16 protein-coding genes are annotated in these 16,456 nt (G+C 71.2%); 7 read left to right on the top strand and 9 right to left on the bottom strand.

Annotated elements, in window-relative coordinates:
• Positions 1 to 8 precede the first annotated feature (8 nt).
• From ACIRR9_RS16010 to ACIRR9_RS15995, 4 genes are all read right to left on the bottom strand, one after another.
• Positions 9 to 956: an aminoglycoside phosphotransferase family protein gene (locus ACIRR9_RS16010; protein ID WP_403751610.1), complete on the bottom strand. Its 948-nt coding sequence runs from the start codon at positions 954 to 956 to the stop codon at positions 9 to 11.
• Positions 957 to 1,019: 63 nt separating this feature from the next.
• Positions 1,020 to 2,147, bottom strand: coding sequence for an aminopeptidase P family protein (locus ACIRR9_RS16005; protein ID WP_403751608.1), 1,128 nt, complete (start codon positions 2,145 to 2,147; stop codon positions 1,020 to 1,022).
• A gap of 217 nt (positions 2,148 to 2,364) precedes the next feature.
• Positions 2,365 to 2,937: a PDZ domain-containing protein gene (locus ACIRR9_RS16000; RefSeq protein WP_403751606.1), complete on the bottom strand. Its 573-nt coding sequence runs from the start codon at positions 2,935 to 2,937 to the stop codon at positions 2,365 to 2,367.
• Between the two features lie 91 nt (positions 2,938 to 3,028).
• Positions 3,029 to 3,913, bottom strand: a complete 885-nt coding sequence (locus ACIRR9_RS15995; RefSeq protein ID WP_403252534.1) for a LysR family transcriptional regulator — start codon at positions 3,911 to 3,913, stop codon at positions 3,029 to 3,031.
• 87 nt (positions 3,914 to 4,000) lie between these two features.
• Between ACIRR9_RS15995 and ACIRR9_RS15990 the strand changes: the two genes are divergently transcribed.
• A complete protein-coding gene (locus ACIRR9_RS15990; protein WP_403751604.1) occupies positions 4,001 to 4,735 on the top strand; it encodes a hypothetical protein in 735 nt (244 codons plus the stop codon).
• Between the two features lie 69 nt (positions 4,736 to 4,804).
• Positions 4,805 to 5,641 carry a hypothetical protein gene (locus ACIRR9_RS15985; RefSeq protein ID WP_403751602.1) on the top strand — a complete coding sequence of 279 codons (837 nt, stop codon included), beginning with the start codon at positions 4,805 to 4,807 and terminating at the stop codon, positions 5,639 to 5,641.
• A 24-nt stretch (positions 5,642 to 5,665) separates the two neighbouring features.
• Here ACIRR9_RS15985 and cyc2 read toward each other — a convergent pair whose 3' ends face one another.
• The gene (cyc2, locus tag ACIRR9_RS15980) at positions 5,666 to 7,828 is read right to left on the bottom strand and encodes a germacradienol/geosmin synthase Cyc2 (protein WP_403751600.1); all 2,163 of its coding nucleotides are present in this window, start codon (positions 7,826 to 7,828) and stop codon (positions 5,666 to 5,668) included.
• A gap of 219 nt (positions 7,829 to 8,047) precedes the next feature.
• Between cyc2 and ACIRR9_RS15975 the strand changes: the two genes are divergently transcribed.
• Positions 8,048 to 9,313 (top strand): cytochrome P450, encoded by a 1,266-nt coding sequence (locus ACIRR9_RS15975; protein WP_403751598.1) that lies wholly within the window; start codon positions 8,048 to 8,050, stop codon positions 9,311 to 9,313.
• Here ACIRR9_RS15975 and ACIRR9_RS15970 read toward each other — a convergent pair.
• Positions 9,285 to 10,439, bottom strand: a complete 1,155-nt coding sequence (locus tag ACIRR9_RS15970) for a damage-control phosphatase ARMT1 family protein (protein WP_403751596.1) — start codon at positions 10,437 to 10,439, stop codon at positions 9,285 to 9,287. The genes ACIRR9_RS15975 and ACIRR9_RS15970 overlap by 29 nt on opposite strands.
• A 52-nt stretch (positions 10,440 to 10,491) precedes the next feature.
• Positions 10,492 to 11,139, bottom strand: coding sequence for a ScbR family autoregulator-binding transcription factor (locus tag ACIRR9_RS15965; RefSeq protein WP_403751594.1), 648 nt, complete (start codon positions 11,137 to 11,139; stop codon positions 10,492 to 10,494).
• Between the two features lie 449 nt (positions 11,140 to 11,588).
• Here ACIRR9_RS15965 and ACIRR9_RS15960 point away from each other — a divergent pair, with 449 nt between their 5' ends.
• Entirely contained in the window at positions 11,589 to 12,533 is a 945-nt protein-coding gene (locus tag ACIRR9_RS15960; RefSeq protein ID WP_403751592.1) for a lytic polysaccharide monooxygenase, read from the top strand.
• A 17-nt stretch (positions 12,534 to 12,550) separates the two neighbouring features.
• Here ACIRR9_RS15960 and ACIRR9_RS15955 read toward each other — a convergent pair whose 3' ends face one another.
• Positions 12,551 to 13,195, bottom strand: coding sequence for a Tat pathway signal sequence domain protein (locus tag ACIRR9_RS15955; protein ID WP_403751590.1), 645 nt, complete (start codon positions 13,193 to 13,195; stop codon positions 12,551 to 12,553).
• A 607-nt stretch (positions 13,196 to 13,802) separates the two neighbouring features.
• Between ACIRR9_RS15955 and ACIRR9_RS15950 the strand changes: the two genes are divergently transcribed.
• From ACIRR9_RS15950 to ACIRR9_RS15940, 3 genes are all read left to right on the top strand, one after another.
• Complete coding sequence (locus ACIRR9_RS15950; RefSeq protein WP_365351956.1) at positions 13,803 to 14,501, top strand: DUF6230 family protein; 699 nt, start codon at positions 13,803 to 13,805, stop codon at positions 14,499 to 14,501.
• Complete coding sequence (locus ACIRR9_RS15945) at positions 14,501 to 14,953, top strand: DUF6114 domain-containing protein (RefSeq protein WP_403751588.1); 453 nt, start codon at positions 14,501 to 14,503, stop codon at positions 14,951 to 14,953. The genes ACIRR9_RS15950 and ACIRR9_RS15945 overlap by 1 nt, the downstream gene beginning before the upstream one ends.
• Positions 14,954 to 15,150: 197 nt before the next feature.
• Positions 15,151 to 16,116, top strand: a complete 966-nt coding sequence (locus tag ACIRR9_RS15940; RefSeq protein WP_403751586.1) for a sporulation protein — start codon at positions 15,151 to 15,153, stop codon at positions 16,114 to 16,116.
• A 40-nt stretch (positions 16,117 to 16,156) separates the two neighbouring features.
• Here ACIRR9_RS15940 and tatA read toward each other — a convergent pair whose 3' ends face one another.
• Entirely contained in the window at positions 16,157 to 16,417 is a 261-nt protein-coding gene (gene tatA / locus ACIRR9_RS15935) for a Sec-independent protein translocase subunit TatA (RefSeq protein ID WP_403751584.1), read from the bottom strand.
• Positions 16,418 to 16,456: the final 39 nt, after the last annotated feature.

Below are 16,456 nucleotides of genomic sequence, written 5' to 3'. Positions count from 1 at the left end.
GCTCCCGGCTAGAGCTGCTCGTCGTCCTCGGGGTCCTCGCGCAGCTCCGTCACCCGCTCCAGCAGGATCGTCTCCCAGGCCCGCCCGAGCCGGATGCGCAGCAACTGCAGGGGGCTGTCGTCGCGGCCCTCCAGACGGTCGGTGAGACGGATGACGGTGTCGCAGCGGGCGAGCCACAGACCGCGCAGGCAGGGGCGGGCGCCGTAGCCGGCGAGGGTGGCGGCGCGGACGGCCGCGCCGGAGCCGACCGCGAGGGCGAGCCCGGCGATGTCCTCGGCGGGGTCGCCCACGGCCGTGCCGGTCCAGTCGAGGACACCGCGGACCCTGCCGTCGGCGCTGACCACCAGGTGCTCGCCCTTGAGGTCGTGGTGGGCCAGCACGGCGGCACCGGGCTGCGCGGCCAGCTGGGCCGCGCCCGGCGGGGTGAGCTGGTGCAGCCGGCCGGGGTCGAACTCGTCGGCGGCGGCGAGGCGTTCGGCGGCGGCGACGGCCATCCGGCGCAGCGCCTCCAGGGAGCGCGGAGGGGTGCGCGGCACGCCGAGCGTCTCGGCCTGCCGTACCGGCACCTCGCGCAGCCCGGTGAGCAGCCCGGCCAGATCGGCCTCGCCGACGGCGGAGACGTCGTGCTCCTCGGCCGTGCCCCCGGGGATCGCGATGTCGAGGGTGTACGTCAGCCCCGGTGCCCACTCGCCGTGCGCGACGCTGGTCGGGACGGCGACCGGCAGATGCGGGCGCACCAGGTCGCGCAGGCGCAGTTCGCAACGCCGGCGCAGCGCGGCCTCACGGTCGGGGGCGAGGCGCAGGACATGGCGGGTGCCGACCCACCAGGTGGAGTGCTCGCCGCCCTCGGCGACGGGCCGGACGTCCGGTCCCGGGGTTCCGTTCGCACTCTCCTTGAGCAGCGAACGGACCAGTCGGCGGACGGTGTCCGCGGTGGGTGTCGGTGCCTGGGTCATGGATCGCGCCGTTGCCGTTCGGGGTGGGGTAGGGGCGAGCGGGTGTTCCCGGAGCCGGGTCGGTCAGTCCACTATGACCATCTCGCGGGCGGTGTTGTTGAAACGACGCCCGCCCTCCTCGGTCACCGTGACGATGTCCTCGATCCGCACCCCGAAGCGGCCGGGCAGATAGATGCCGGGTTCCACGGAGAAGCACATCCCGGGCACGAGGGGCTGCTCCTCGCCCTCGATCATGTACGGCGGCTCGTGCGTGGTGACACCGATGCCGTGGCCGGTGCGGTGGATGAAGAACTCGCCGTACCCGGCGTCGGTGATGACCGCGCGGGCGGCCCGGTCGACCTCCTGGCAGGCGACGCCGGGGCGTACGGCCCGGAAGCCGGCCTCCTGGGCGGCGCGCACGATGTCGTGCACCTCGCGCTCCTCGGCGGTCGGCGGGCCCACGTGCACGGTGCGGGTGGTGTCGGAGCCGTAGCCGTCCTTGAGGCCGCCGAAGTCGAGCACGACCATGTCGCCGTCCTGGATGACCCGGTCGCCGACCTCGTGGTGCGGGTTGGCGCCGTTGGGGCCGGAGCCGACGATGGTGAAGTCGACCAGTTCGTGGCCGAAGCGGCGCAGCAGGCCGGCGAGGTCATGGCCGACGTCGGACTCGCGGCGGCCGGCGAAGGGAACCTTGCGGATCTCCTCGAACGTTGCATCGGCAGCCGCTCCGGCGGCCGCGAGGAGTTCGAGTTCGGCCGCGTCCTTCACGGCGCGGAGCATGGGCAGCGCGTCGGTGAGGGAGGCGTACGAGGTGTCCGGGAGTGTCTTCTGCAGGCCCAGCAGGTGCATGGCCCAGGTGTTGTCGCTGATACCGAACCGGCCGTCCTTCGCGAGCAGGTCGGCGGTCACGGCGTAGGAGTCCTTGCCGTCGGTCCAGTCCCGCAGGGTCAGGACGGCCGAGCCGTCGGACTTCGCGGCGTCGGGGGCCTCCAGGGTCGGGACGACCAGGACGGGGTCCCGGTCGGGGGTCAGGACGAGAAGGGTGAGCCGTTCGGTGACCGCGGTGGGGGTGTAGCCGGTGAGCCACACCATGTCGGGGCCGGGGGCGATCAGGAGGCCCGCGAGGCCGGCGTCCGCGGCGGTCCGCGCTGCGCGCGTCATGCGGGACCTGTAGTCGCCGGCGGTGAAGGGCGCGGGCTTGCTGCCGGTCATCCGGGCCTCCCTGTGCGAGTGAGGGGACTGTAGGGCCCCGGCATGCATCCTGCCCGGAGAGGAGGGCGCGCGCGAGCTGGTTTGCGCGGAAACGCCGTTGTGCGTCTCGGCCGTACGGCGAATACGGCTGCGTCGTGGCTGGTCGCGCAGTTCCACCCCCAGCCTTCGGCCGGGGGTGCCCCCAGCGCCCCTGCGGGGCGCGTCCCTGCGGGCGTTCTCAAGTGACGACGCCCGGCACCACGGTCAGCTGCTGGTACCCCCCGCTCTCGTGTCGCACCGTGAGTTTGACCTCCTTCCCCGGGTGGGCCCCGGCCACCGCGCGGGCCAGGTCGGCGGCGCTGTCGACCCGGTTGTCACCGAGCTGGAGCAGGACGTCGCCTCGCACCAGGCCCGCCGCGTAGCCCGGGCCGGGCACATGGACGCCCACCACCACGGCTCCCACCTTCTCCGCGTCCACCACCTCCACGCCCAGCGTCGCGCCGACCGTCCACGACGGGCTCGGGGTGAGGGACGGGGCAGGGCTGGACATCGGTTGTGGGGCCTGGTGTTTCAGTTCGGCCAGTCTGCTCATGCCGATCACCGTGGCGCCGACCGTGCCGATGCCGACCCCGGACAGCACCAGGACCGTGCCTACGAACGATCCGAAGACCAGGGTCCTGATCCGGCCGGCGCGGCGGCGCGCGGCGTGTGGTCGCCGGGCCGGGTCGGCCGGGGTTTCGTCCCCTCGTTCCTGTCGTTCCTGTCGTTCCTGACCGGGGATCGGCTTGGGACGCAAAGCGGTCTGTTCCATGGTTCGCCTCCAGCCCGAGCTCTACCCGGCGCACGCGGGCGCGACGAGACACGAACGAGTGAGACTGACCCATGGTCAGAGGCGGGAATCCTTAGCCTTCGCCTGCGTCCCAGGCGCTGTCGAGAAGGCTTGTCACCAGGTCCGCCGCCGCTCCCACGGGCGTCCCGCCGTACACCAGTTCCACCCGGTGGACGACCCGGGGTGCGGTGACGGGGACGGCGACCGTGCCGGGGACGCCGGTGGCCGTGCGACGGGGCAGCAGCGTGAGGCCGTGACCGGTGGCGGTGAGAGTGGTCAGGGTGCGGACGTCGGAGCCGTCGTAGCGCAGGGCAGAGCGGAAGACGCCGCCGCCGGTCGCGGCGCGCAGCTGGGCGAGGGGCAGGGCCGCGTCGGGTGCGTCCAGCCAGCGGGCGTCGGCGAGGTCGGCGAGGCGCAGGCCCGGGCGGCCGGCGAGGGGGTGTCCGGCGGGGAGCAGGACGGCGACGGGTTCCTCGCCGACGCCGTGTGTGGTCAGGGGTGCCACGTCGGGCAGGCGCAGGGGGTCGCTGGGGGCGGCCAGACCGTCGAGCAGCCCCAGGTCGGCGGTGCCGGTGGCGACGGCGGCCGGGATCTCGTCGCGGGGCAGGACGCGCAGGGTGACGCCCGCGGCGGGGAGCGCGGCGAGCACGGCGGGGCCGAGCGCGGTCGGAGTGGCGGCGAGTGTCAGGCCGGGCGCGGGTGCGGCGGCCATCCGTACGACGTCCGCGCGGGCCGCCGCCAGGCGCAGCAGCAGCGGGCCCGCGTGCTCCAGGAGGCGTTCGCCGGCTGCTGTGGGGTTCACCGGGCGGCGGGTGAGCAGCGGCGCGCCGAGGTCCTGTTCGAGGGCGGCGATGTGCTGGGAGACCGCGGACTGGGTGTAGCCCAGTTCGCGGGCAGCCTCCGAGAAGGAGGCCAGACGGGCCACGGTGACATAGGTGCGCAGGAGGTGCGGGTCCATGCCGTACAGGATCGCATCAGCAACGCTTATCGAGAGTGCGTGAATCATCGTTGGACGTGAATCACGCTCGGCGCCCACGATGAGGGCATGACGAACTCAGCAGCTCGGACCGCCACGATCGCCCTGGTCGGGGACCGCTCCCCCAACGTCGTGTCGCACACCCGGGTCCCGCTCCTTCTCGACGCGCTCGCCGAGCGCGACCGGCTGGTCCTCGACGCGTACTGGATCCCGTCCGAGGACGCCGAGGCCGAGGACGCGGTGCGCGGCTTCGACGCGGTGTGGGTGCTGCCGGGCAGCCCGTACCGCAGCGAGGCGGGTGTGCTGCGGGCGATCCGTACCGCCCGGGAGGAGGGCATCCCCTTCCTGGGCACCTGCGGGGGTTTCCAGCACGCGCTCCTGGAGTACGCCCGCAACGTGTGCGGCCTGACCCGGGTCGCACACGCGGAGAACGACCCCGACGCCGAGGATCTCCTCATCGCGCCGCTGGCCTGCTCGCTGGTGGGCCACGAGGGGGCGGTGACCGTCGAGCCGGGCTCGCTGGCCGAGTCGGCGATCGGCTCGGGGCGCACGGTCGAGCGGTACTTCTGCGCGTACGGCCCCTCCCGCCACCTCGACACCCTGCGCGCCCACGGGCTGCGGCTGTCTGGCCACGACGAGGACGGCCATGTCCGTGTCGCCGAACTGCCGGGCCATCCCTTCTTCCTGGCCACGCTCTTCCAGCCGGAGCTGTCGGGTGACGGCTCGCGTCCGCATCCGGTGGTGCGGGCGCTGGCGCGGGCGGCCGTCGCGCACGCCTCGGAGCGGGTACGCGCGTCGGCTTGAGCCCGGGGCGGCGGCACTCCCGGTCGCGGCCGGAGGCCGTTGTCAGTGGCGGCTGTTACGTTCTGTGACATGACCGATCACTGCCTCCGGCTGCTCCGGCAGCACCGCCGCCTGGCCGAACTGGCGGCGTTCCCCTTCAACTTCGACCTGGGCCGGGCCGCCGACGGCCATGGCGAGCCGGTCCGTCTCGCCTCCGGCGGCCCACTGGAGGTGGTGGCCGGCTGCGACACGGGCGGCACGTATTTCGTCTGCCCGGACGGCTCGTTGCTGTACGCGGACTCGGAGGGCTCGGCCGGGATCATGGGTTCGTCCGTCGACGAGGCGCTGGAGATCGTGATCGGCCTGCCGGGCTGGCGCGACTGTCTGCGCCTGACTCCGGCGGACGGCGAGGAGGCGATCCTCGCGCACGTGGCGGAGATCGAGGACGAGATACGGGAGTACCACGGCATCGACGCCGAGCGCGCCGAACTCCGCGCCGCCCTGGGCCTGCCCGACCGTTCCCCGGTCGAACTGGTCGGCATGTTGCACACCGCCCTGCTGCGCACCGAGCCCGACTTCCTCCTCCTCAACGCGGACGAGGGCTGTGCCTACGACCTGCTCGACCCGCACCCCCGGCCGCCCTTGTGGGAGTCGGTACGGCACGAGGTGCCCGGCGACCCGGCCGGCCAACCGCTCTCGACCTGGACCCGGCTGGCCGCCGACCAGGGCCTGACGGAACACGCCAGAGTGGCCCTGATCCGCCGGCTGGACGAGATCGTCATGGACCAGAGCGAGTTGCTCCGTCCCGGCAGCAGAAAGGACCTCGATCTGTCGCCGTTGCTCGAACTGACCGAGGAGTTCGAGTGGCTGGGCGACCCACAGCAGGCAGAGCGCGCCCAGCACCTGTACACCGCCCTCCTCCGGTGACGACGGAAGTCCGGTGGCGGCCCGTCAGCCGACACCGAGGCTCGGCGCGAGCGGCGGTCGGTCCGGCAGGAAGCCGTGGGCGCGGCGGGCGAGGTGGTCCGGCTTGTAGCGGTCGACCCGCCGGTGCCAGTTGAGGACACCGGCCATCCAGTTCTGCAGGTCGTGGACGTAGATCCGCATGGCCTCCCGTGCCTCGGCCGACAGCTCGAAGTCGTCGTACACGACCGGGAGTTCGTTGGCCACGACGTGTTCGAACTGCCGCATCCGCTGGGTCATCAGGTCGTGCACGACGCGCAGTGCGGTCGGGTAGTCGACGCCGAAGAAGTTCTGGACGACGAGGATCGCGTTGTGGAGCTCGCCCTCGTACTGGATCTCCTTCTGGTAGGAGAAGACGTCGTTGACGAGCATGCCGTAGTCGATGGCGGCGTTCTCCAGGGAGCGGACCGGGCCGGTGCGGTAGACCTCCGGGGGGATCGCGGGGCCGTGGCCGCGGCGGGCCAGGCTCAGGGTGAGGTCGGAGCCGAAGGTGGCCCTGCGCATCTCCAGGTAGTCGACGGGGTCGGGGATGCGGTGCTGGAGCTGGTTGGACAGCTCCCAGAGCCAGCTCTCGGTCATCGTGTCGACGGACTGCCTGAGGAAGAGCCGGTCGTCGGGGCTCATGCCGGCGCTCGTACGGGCCCACAGGTCGATCAGGCCGCGCTCCATACCGGAGACCGGGACGGGAACGGGTTCACCGGCGAGCGGCATGCAGGCGGACAGGCGGGCCGTGGCGTGCCGGGCGCCGGCCAGGTCGCGCCGGGTGCCGAACACGAGGGGGTAGTAGTCGTCGGCGTAGGTGCCCCAGGCCAGCCACTGGGCGCTGAGGTCGAGTTCCTCGGCGGTGCCGTCGGGGTCGAGGCCGGCGGAGCAGAGCGCGAGGTCGCTGGCGGTGAGCTTGTCCTCGTCCCAGACGCCCTCGGAGAGCATGCCGGTGCCGTGCATCCAGGCGGTCAGCCGGGGGCGGGCGGCGTCGAGGTGCGGGTTGAGTTCGACCTCGTACGGCATGTGGAAGTCGGGCAGCAGGGAGGGCCCGACCTGCTGGAAGGGGACGTGGGAGTAGGCCCGCAGGCGCTCCGCGGCCGCCGAGGCGAGCAGGGCGCCGATGTCGGCGGCCGAGGTGCCGGGGCCGGTGAGGTGGTGCCAGGGGGAGGTCGGGGTGGCGCCCTGGTTCATGTAGCGGCTGGAGCGCAGGTGCCATTCGTGGCCGCCGGACTGCCAGTCCTGCAGACCCTTGGTGTAGGCGGCGATCGCGGCGGCCTCGCCCGGGGTGAGGCCCTTCTCGGCGGCGAGGGCGGGCACTTCGGTGAGGGCGGTGTGCTCGAACTGGTGGAGGCGGGAGGTGAGGATGTCGTTGACCGTGTCCGCGGCCTCCTGGGTGGAGCAGTCGAAGAAGGTCTCCAGGACCAGCACGCCGTTGCTGTTCTCGCCCTCGTCCTCGACCTCCCGCTGGTAGGAGAACAGGTCGTTGCGCAGATGGACGGCGTCGGCGAAGGTCTCCATCAGCACCCTGAGCGGTCGCGAGCCGGCCACGGCCGCGGGCACCTCGGCCGTGGCGTACTCGACGAGCCCCGCCGACCAGGGGGCGCCGCCGACCTTGCGGCGCATCTCGATGTACTCGACGGGGTTGGCGATCCGCCCCTCGTTGATGTTGGACAGCTCCCACATCGACTCGTTCAGCAGGTGCTCGGTGGCGACCGAGAACCGGCGGCGCCAGTCGGCCGACATCGACGGCACGGTGCGCGCCCACAGGTCGGCGAGGCCCGCCTCGACCGGGTTCCGCGGCTCCGGCACGGGTGTCGCGAGGTCGAGCGGCATGAACAGCGGGAGCCGGTCGAGATGGGCCTTGCCGGCGGCGCGGTCCTGGGTGCGCTTGTACATGTCGAGGAAGTGGTCGTCGAAGAAGAACACCCACACGTACCAGTCGGTGATCAGCGAGAGGGCGGGGCCGTCGCAGTCGGGGTGGGTGTAGCTGCACAGCAGGCCGTAGTCGTGGGCCTCCAGGTCGGCCTGGGTCCAGATCCCGGACCCCTCCAGCATGCCCGTCTCGCGGGCCCACTCGGTGGAATGGGCCCGTGCCTCCTCCAGATGCGGATTGAGCCGCGCGGGATACGGCATGTAGAAGTGCGGGAGTTCGAACGGCTGCGTCATGGCCGGGGCTCTACCCGGGCGCCTCGACGGCCATCCGCAGCACGGCACATGATCACACCATCGCGTGAACCGGGCCGGAATCCGGGAACTTCGGCCCACTCCTGTGGCGCTCGGCCGCCCCGCTTCCTCCCGTCACCCCCGTGCTCGACCAGCGGCAGTGCCCACCCACTTGGGCAGCTGTTCCTTGCCTTTGCATTTCGCCGGGGCCACCGTGGTCCCATGACCGCCTCCGCCGGCAGCGGCGCCGCCCCGCCCGTGCCCGACGTCTTCGATCCGCGCCGGTACGCCACCGCCGTGCCGTACGCCGACTACCGCGTCCTGCGCGACCACCACCCCGTGTCCTGGCAGCGGGAGCCGGAGGTGCTGGGCTGGCCGGCCGGTCCGGGGTTCTGGGCGGTGGCCCGCCACACGGACGTGGTGCGGGTGCTCAAGGACCCGGGGACGTACTCCTCGTGTCTGGGCGCGACCCAGATCCGGGATCCGGCCCCGGAGGATCTGCCGTTCATCCGGCGCATGATGCTCAATCAGGATCCGCCGGACCACGGACGGTTGCGGCGGACGGTGAGCCGGGCCTTCACGCCTGGACGGATCGAGCGGTTCGAGGCGGTGGTACGGCAGCGGGCGCGGACGTTGTTCGACCGGGCGCTGGAGACGGCCCGGGAGGGCGACGGCACGGTCGACCTGGTCGCCGCCGTCACCGACGAGTACGCCCTGCTCAACCTCGCCGATCTGCTGGGTGTCCCGGACGGCGACCGCGGCCTGCTGCTGCACTGGACACAGCGGGTGATCGGCTACCAGGACCCGGACGAGGCCGGTCCCCGGACGGTCGACGAGCAGGGCCGGCCGGTCGATCCCCGCTCCCCGGCGATGCTGCGGGACATGTTCGGGTACGCCCGGGAACTGGCCGCGTACAAACGCCGCAACCCGTCGGACGACGTCATGACGGCCCTCGCCCGGGACGGGGAACTCGCCGACGGGGAACTGGAGATGTTCTTCTTCCTGCTCACGATCGCCGGCAACGACACCGTACGCTCGGCCGCCCCCGGTGGACTGCTGGCGCTGGCCGAACATCCCGAGGCCTACGCCCTGTTGCGCGCCGGGAAGGTGCGAGCGGACGCCGCTGTCGACGAGTTGCTGCGCTGGCATCCCCCGGTGCTGACCTTCCGCCGCACCGCCGCGCGGAACACCGAGCTGGGCGGGCGGCGCATCGGAAAAGGCGACAAGGTGGTCGTCCTGCATGCCTCGGCCAACCGTGACGAGCAGGCCTTCGCCGAACCCGACCGGCTGGACCTCGCCCGCACGCCGAACCCGCACATGTCCTTCGGGGACGGGCCGCATGTCTGTCTGGGCGCCCACTTCGCCAGGCTCCAGTTGCGCACCCTCTACGCCGAGGCGCCGCCCTCGCTACGACCCGCCGGACCCGCCCGACGACTCGTCTCGAACTTCATCAACGGGCTCAAGTCGCTGCCGACGGCCGTGGGTTGACCTGGATGAGGGCATGGGTGCCTGCCGTGCGCCAGCGTTGTCCCTCCGCCGCGTCCAGGGCCGCCTCGGTGTCCGCGGACAGGCCGGTGACGACGTCGGACTTGAGGGTGCGCAGGGCGGCCACCGGGCCGGGGAACCATGCGGTGACATCGGCGAAAGGGGTGGTCGGCCGCCAGAGGCGATCGCCCACCAGACGGCGGTAGTTGAGATCGCCCTTGAAGACCGTCAGCGCGGCGGCGGCGAACTCGGCGCGCAGGTCGTCGGGCATCTCGGCGTACGGCAGCGGGGCGCAGGAGAAGGGGTGGGCGCGCACGGTGAGGCGGCCGTCCGCCATCGCGGACCACAGGGTGCGGCCGTGGCGGGCGGCGGCGCCCGGGGCCGCGGTGAGCCGGCGCAGGGCGTCGACGACATCGGCGGTGGTGGCGTCGGAGACGTAGTACGGATACGGCTTGATGTGCAGGACCGCCCGTGCGATGCGCCCCGTGTCCAGGAGGTGGGCGATCAGCAGCAGGTCGGGGACGAGTTCGCGGCCGGCGTTGTCGGCGACGAGGCAGAGCGTGCCGCCGTCGAGCAGGGGCCACAGGGCGGCGCTGTCGTCGGCGACGAGCGCGGCGACGGCTTCGCCCGATTCGGCGGCGGAGAGGCGGAAGCCCAGGTCGGCGCGGTTACCCCAGAGGGAGCCGTGCAGCAGGGCCCGGTCCGGGTCGTCGCCGAGGGCGTCGAGGGCGGCGAGTTCCTCGTCGGTCTCCTTGGCGTCGAGTTCGGCCAGCTTGAACGGGCGGAAGGGGTCGACGCCCTGCCAGGGACCGGGGCCGAAGTAGCCGACGGCATCGAGGAGTCGGCGGTAGAAGTAGCTCTCGGACCACAGCCACGGCACGTCGAACCAGGACTGTCCGACGTAGGTGTCCAGACCCCAGTCGTGCCACCGGTCGGGGGCCGGGAGGGGTTCGATCACGCCCTCGGTGCAGTTGTGCAGCAACTCGTCGAGGGCGTGGTGCTGCTCGGGGCCGTAGGGGAAGGCGTCCCGCACCTGGCGGATGATCGCGGGGTGCCGTTCGGCCAGCACGCTGTGCGGGAACGGGCCGGTGGTGCCGAGGATCACGGGTGCGGCGGCGGAGTCGGGCATGGTCGCCACGCTATCGCGTGGGGTGTCCGGCTCCGCCGATCCACGACGCCGGTCACGCCGTTCTGATCTCGCGCTCCAGCTGCGTGGCGAGGGTCATGTACCGGGCGCGCCGGTGCACCGGGACCAGGCCGCGGATCATCAGGTACCACATTTCGGCGACCCTGCGCGGCAGTCGTGCCACCGGTTCCAGGTTGCGGCCTGCGACCCGGGTGCCGACGAAGAAGCAGACCAGGGAGTGGGCGACCGCGCCGACGTCGATGTCCGGGTGCACGTCGGACTCCTTGACGGCGCCCATGAGTTTGCGGGTGGCGAACTCCAGCCACTCCGTGAACGGGTGCCTGAGCGACACCGGCACGGTGACGTCCGCGGTGGCGAGCCGCAGACCGGCGCGCGGGATCGGGCCGTCGACCGAGAGCCGGGCGATCGCGAACGTGGTGCGCATCAGGGCCTCCAGCGAGGAGTAGCCCCTGCTCTCCATCTCCCTCACCAACTGGCTGGAGGTGCGGGACTGAAGCTCCATGATGGCGTGCGCCAGATCCTCCTTGGCGGCGAAGTGGAAGTAGAGCGCCCCCTTGGTGACCTTCGCGTGTTCGACGATCTCGCTCAGGCTGGTGGATTCATAGCCGTGCCGGTCGAAAAGGTCGGCGGCGGCCGTGATGATGGTTGCGCGGGTCTGCTCCGCGCGTAACTGCCTCGCCATCGACTCAACGCTCCTTCACGGCTTCACGGCTTTCACGGTTTCAAACCGACGGGACATGCGGTTTGTTTTTTACCCCGTGCACACGATAGCTCACCGTGCGGCAGCGGGAGGCAACTGTGCGGACCTGGTGACGGACACCTTCAAGTCGCGCGCGCTGCCTCACGATCGGCGTGCACACTGCACAAACGGACGAGATCAGAACGCGCTCCTCCCTCGTGTTCGTGCCGGTTTCCGGAAGCGGTGCGGGAGACCGGGCGCACATCGGTGATCGCCACGATACGATCCGGACGGTTGGTTCTCAATGGCACTCGGGAAGTCCGTAAAACGGACGAGCCGGTCGGTGCGTCACACATCGCCCGGCGCTGTGATCAACCGCACTGAACAGTGCGCTCGCGATTCCCGTACTCACCTCAGCAGACCTTGTACCCGCGCCTGCCGAGGAGTCCCGGATGACCCGGACGACCACCCACCTGAGAGTCACGGGAGCCGCCGTGGCAGCTCCGCTTCTGCTCCTGTCGTGGGCGGCGGGGTCCGCCCAGGCGCACGGCGCGCCCACCGATCCCGTCAGCCGGGTCTACGCCTGCTCCCCCAGTGGCGGCAGCGCCGGGACGGCGGCCTGCAAGGCGGCGATCGCGACAAGCGGGCAGAACTTCGTCGAGTGGGACAACCTGCGGGTGGCGGGGGTCGACGGACGTGACCGGCAGGTGATTCCGGACGGCAAGCTGTGCAGCGGCAACCTGCCGGCGTACAAGGGGCTCGACCTGGCGCGCACGGACTGGCCCGCGACCGAACTGACCCCCGGCGCACGGATGACGATGACGTACGCCTCGACGATCGCGCACGCCGGCACGTTCAAGCTGTATCTGACGAAGCCGGGCTACGACCCGTCGAAGCCGCTGAAGTGGTCCGATCTGCCCACGCAGCCGTTCGCCGAAGTCAAGGACCCACCGCTGACGAACGGGGCGTACCACTTCAGCGCGACGCTGCCCTCCGGCCGGACGGGCCGTCAGATGCTGTACACCATCTGGCAGAACAGCAGCACGCCGGACACCTACTACTCGTGTTCCGACGTGGTGTTCACGGCAAAGAAGGACACGCAGAAGAACTCGAAGGACGCGGGCGGGACAGGCGCGTCGACGGCGAGCTCCAAGCCGCGGACAAGTGCCACTCCCGCTCCCGGCACCGCGGGGAGCACCGGCTCCCCGGCACGGCAGACGACGGCGGCGACCCCGGTCGCCCCAACGACCGGAACCGCCGCCGCCGACAGCACTCCCGTGGCCTCCGACACGAACTCCGGTTCGGGCCCGTCGGCGCCACTGATGGCGGGCGGCGCCGCCGCGGTGTTGGTACTCACCGGGGGCGTCGCCCTGGCCTTGCGTCTGCGTCGACGCTAACGGCCTTTGTAACAAGGTTAGTTGGTGTAGACGGCGGCGCCGTTGTCGGTGACCGGGGCGTACTTCGCGGTGAAGTAGCCGGCGGACGGGCAGAGGATGGAGCCGGAGCTCTTCGTGAACGCCTGGCTGCTGAAGTTGACACTGGTGTCGCTGTTGTCGGTCGTGCCGGTCAGGCTGGAGGCCTGGTAGACACAGGTGATGCTGCCCAGCAGGGTGGTCAGCTTGACCGTGGTCTGGATGGTCGAGCCGCTCGCCGGGGTGACCGTGAGCGCACCGCCCGAGGCGACCGCGTTGGTGTACGGCAGGTTGTCGACCGTGATGCTGGAGACGCCGGTCACACCGGTCACGTTGCTGGTGCAGCTGCTGAAGGTCTGTCCGGTGACCGACTCGGTGGCGGTACCGGGGGCGGCGGGGTTGTCGGTGACCGTCGCGGTGAAGGTCGAGGCCGAGCAGGTGATGCCGCTGGTGCTGGTGGCGCTGGAGTAGAGGGTGGCTTTGGTGCCGCTGGCCAGCGACGCGCTGAGGGTGTCACCGACCGCGACGGCGGTGCCGCCGGCGCTGCCCGTGGTGAGCACGGCGCCGTCGGCGGAGGCGGGAACGGCGACCGCGAGCGAGAGGGCGGCGACGGTTCCGGCAATGGTGAGAATGGATCGCGTACGCATGCGGGATTGCCTCTTTCTTCGGGGGACTTGCGTGAGGTGGGGGGCTTCGGGGGGCGCGTATACGACGCCAGCCGTTGCCGGCCCGTGACGCCTTCTCCGTACGTGACGGACCGGCAACGGCAGCCGAGCCGGTCACCGGCCGAAAGCCTGGGGGGGTTAGGCCTCCGGCCGGGCCGGTTGATGGCGATCGGGCACGGCCCCTGGGGGGAAGCGACCGTGCCGCCGCCGTTGATGCCGAGCGGACATCGAGGAGGCCGGGAAGCGGCCGATGCCGCTCGGCGGATCCGGCGCCACGGATCCGAATGAAACCAGGGAGAGTTGTAGACCTGATCAACCGTCAACGTCAAGGCCGATCAAGGGAGTTGAGAAACCGATCAAGGGAATGCAAGGTCGGAACACAACTGACGCATATTCAACACCCTTTTTTCACAACTGCCTTGACCCTGAAAAGTAACCGCCGGTAACTTTCGGCATGGCTACTGCTGCGTAACGAGAAAGCCCTTGCGTCCGCCGGGAGTTGTGAGGAGGCGTGCGCGGCAGCCGCTGTCCGCGCCAGGACAACGGGCCAGTGAAGCCCAACCCGCGTGACTAATGCATGGGAGCAGACATGGCCTCGTCCCCGGACGTTCCGTCCGCCGACAACACGCCAGAGAACCCGGGAAGCGGTTCTCTTTCCGACACATCAGAGACCACCGGAACCACCGGGGGGCAGCAGAGACGAGGACGGGTCCGGGCCCGCCGGGCCGCCGTCATGGCCGTGCCGGCCACGCTGGGCCTCGCCGGCCTCGCGGTCCTGACCGCCCAGGGGGCGCTGGGGGTCTCGTTCTCCATCTCCGGCATGCCCTTCACGGTCACCGCCAAGTCGCTCGACGGCACCGGCTTCGAGCAGTTCGGCGCGCTCGACTCCATGGCCGACAACAGCCCGAACGCCGGTGACACCGGCGGTCAGGTGCTGGTCGTCACCTCCGCGATCAAGAACGCGACCCTGGACAGCCTGTGCCAGAGCGTGGACCTCGGCGGCACCAACCTGCTCATCAAGGCGGGCAGCGGCTCGTCGAAGGTGCAGGCGACCAACCTGACCACCGACTCGACCGAGCTGTCGGGTGACGCGTCGTTCAACAACATCGAGATCGGCAACGACGCGAGCACCCTCACCAAGGCCGGGGTCAAGGGACCTCTGGGCGTCTTCAGCCAGCAGGCCGACACCGTGCACATCGACAACCTGCGGCAGACCAACTACGCCACCACCGCCGGTGTGTTCAAGCTTCCCGGCCTGAAACTGAGCTTCAGCAGCTCGGGTTGCTGATGTCCGGCACAGACACTCCCCATGAGGGGTGGCGGCCCGCCTTCCGCGGTTGGCGGGCCCGTCGGCCGTTCCCGGGCGGGCTGCTGCTGACCCTGGGCGGCGCGTGGATCCTGCTCACGGAGAAGGCCTCGCTGAAGGTCGTCATCCATATCGGCATGACGGGTCTGGTGGGCTATCTGCTGCCGGTGGTCATGGTGGTGTGCGGCCTGCTGACCCTCTTCAGCCCCTCGCAGCGCCTCTTCTACTCCATCCTCGGCGTCCTCTGCTCGCTGGGCTCCTGGGTCACCTCCAACATGGGCGGTTTCTTCATCGGCCTCGCTCTCGGGGTCGTCGGCAGCTGCATGATCTTCGGCTGGCTGCCGGACCAGGAGCCCCGCGTGAGCCGCCGGCAACGCCGCAAGGCCGCGCGGGCGACCGTGCAGGGCATCGGAGACGGTGCGGAAGCAGTCTGAGGCCACGAATGAGGCGGACCGATGTGATTCGGTCCGCCTCTTCTGTGTGTACGGGGGCCTGCCCGGCGCCGGGGCGCGGGTACGCCGAACAGGTGACTTGGGAACTTCTTTGCCGTTGTGGTGAGTTCATCGGGCAGCCGGGTGGCGTGGTGCCGTCCGGGTGTGAGTGATGAGTGCGGCGAAGGAGCGGCGGCTTCATGGTGTTCAAACGGCTGCTGGGGGCGATCGGGATCGGCGGGCCCTCGGTGGACACGGTGCTGGACGGCGGTCCGGTGGTGCCCGGCGGGTCGGTGTCGGGGCGGGTGCGCCTGAAGGGCGGCTCGGCGGCGGTGGAGGTCGAGCACATCGGCCTGGAACTGCTCGCGCGCGTGGAGGCGGAGCACGAGGAGGGGGAGAGCGAGGGCGCGGTCGTCTTCGAGCGGTTCACCGTGGGCGGCGGGTTCCGGCTCGGGGCGGAGGAAGAGCGGGAGGTCCCGTTCAGTGTGCCGCTGCCGTGGGAGACGCCGGTCACCGAGCTGTACGGCCAGCCGCTGGGCATCGTGCTCGGGGTACGCACGGAGGTCGGGGTGGCCGGCGCCCGGGACAAGGGCGACCTGGACCCGCTCACCGTCGCACCGCTGCCGGTCCAGGAGGCGATCCTCGAAGCCCTCGGCCGGCTGGGCTTCGGCTTCCGCTCGGCGGATCTGGAGTACGGCCGGATCGGCGGCACGGGTCAGCAACTGCCGTTCTACCAGGAGGTCGAGCTGACCCCGGCGCCGCAGTACGCACACGCGGTCGGCGAGATCGAGCTGACCTTCCTCGCCTCCCCCGCCGGCCTGGAGGTCGTCCTGGAGGCGGACAAGCGCGGTGGCCCGTTCTCCTCCGGGCATGACGCACTGACCCGCTTCACTGTGCGCCACGAGGACGCCCACGCCCTCGACTGGAGCGCCGAGGTCGACGGCTGGATCCACCAGCTGATCGCCCACCGCGAGGCCTACGGCGCCCATGCGACCTACGGTCACGGCCATGGCGGACACCGAGACGGCCACCACGACTCCGGTCCGGGCCTGGGCACGGCGGTCGCCGCGGGTGCGGCAGGCCTGGCCCTGGGCGTGGTCGGCGGGATGGTGGCGGCCGAGGTGGCCGACGAGATCGGGGACTTCTTCGAGGGGGACGAGGACTAAGGGGGACTAAGGGGCACTAAGGGCTGTCCGGCGCCCGGTGTCAGCCGGCGGTGGTCGTCGGCTCGGCGGCCGGCCTGGGCCGCGGCTGCACCGGGGTCGCGGTCGGCTCCCCCGCCATCTGTACCGACGTCGGCTCCACCGGCGCCTTGTCGGACTTCATTGCCTTCGCCTCGCTCTTGAGGACGCGCAGCGACTTGCCCAGGGCCCGGGCGGTGTCGGGCAGCTTCCGGGAACCGAAGAGCGCGATGAAGACGATCGCGACGACCAGCAGGTGCCAGGGTTCGAGTCCGTTGCGGAACATGACCGCCCCCTCCGTTTCTCACGTTGTCCGGTACGTGCG

The sequence above is a fragment of the Streptomyces sp. NPDC101234 genome, from assembly GCF_044767525.1.
GTDB lineage: Bacteria > Actinomycetota > Actinomycetes > Streptomycetales > Streptomycetaceae > Streptomyces > Streptomyces sasae.
The sequence above is the reverse complement of the archived record's forward strand: the minus strand, read 5'-3'. Positions and strand labels throughout refer to the sequence as shown.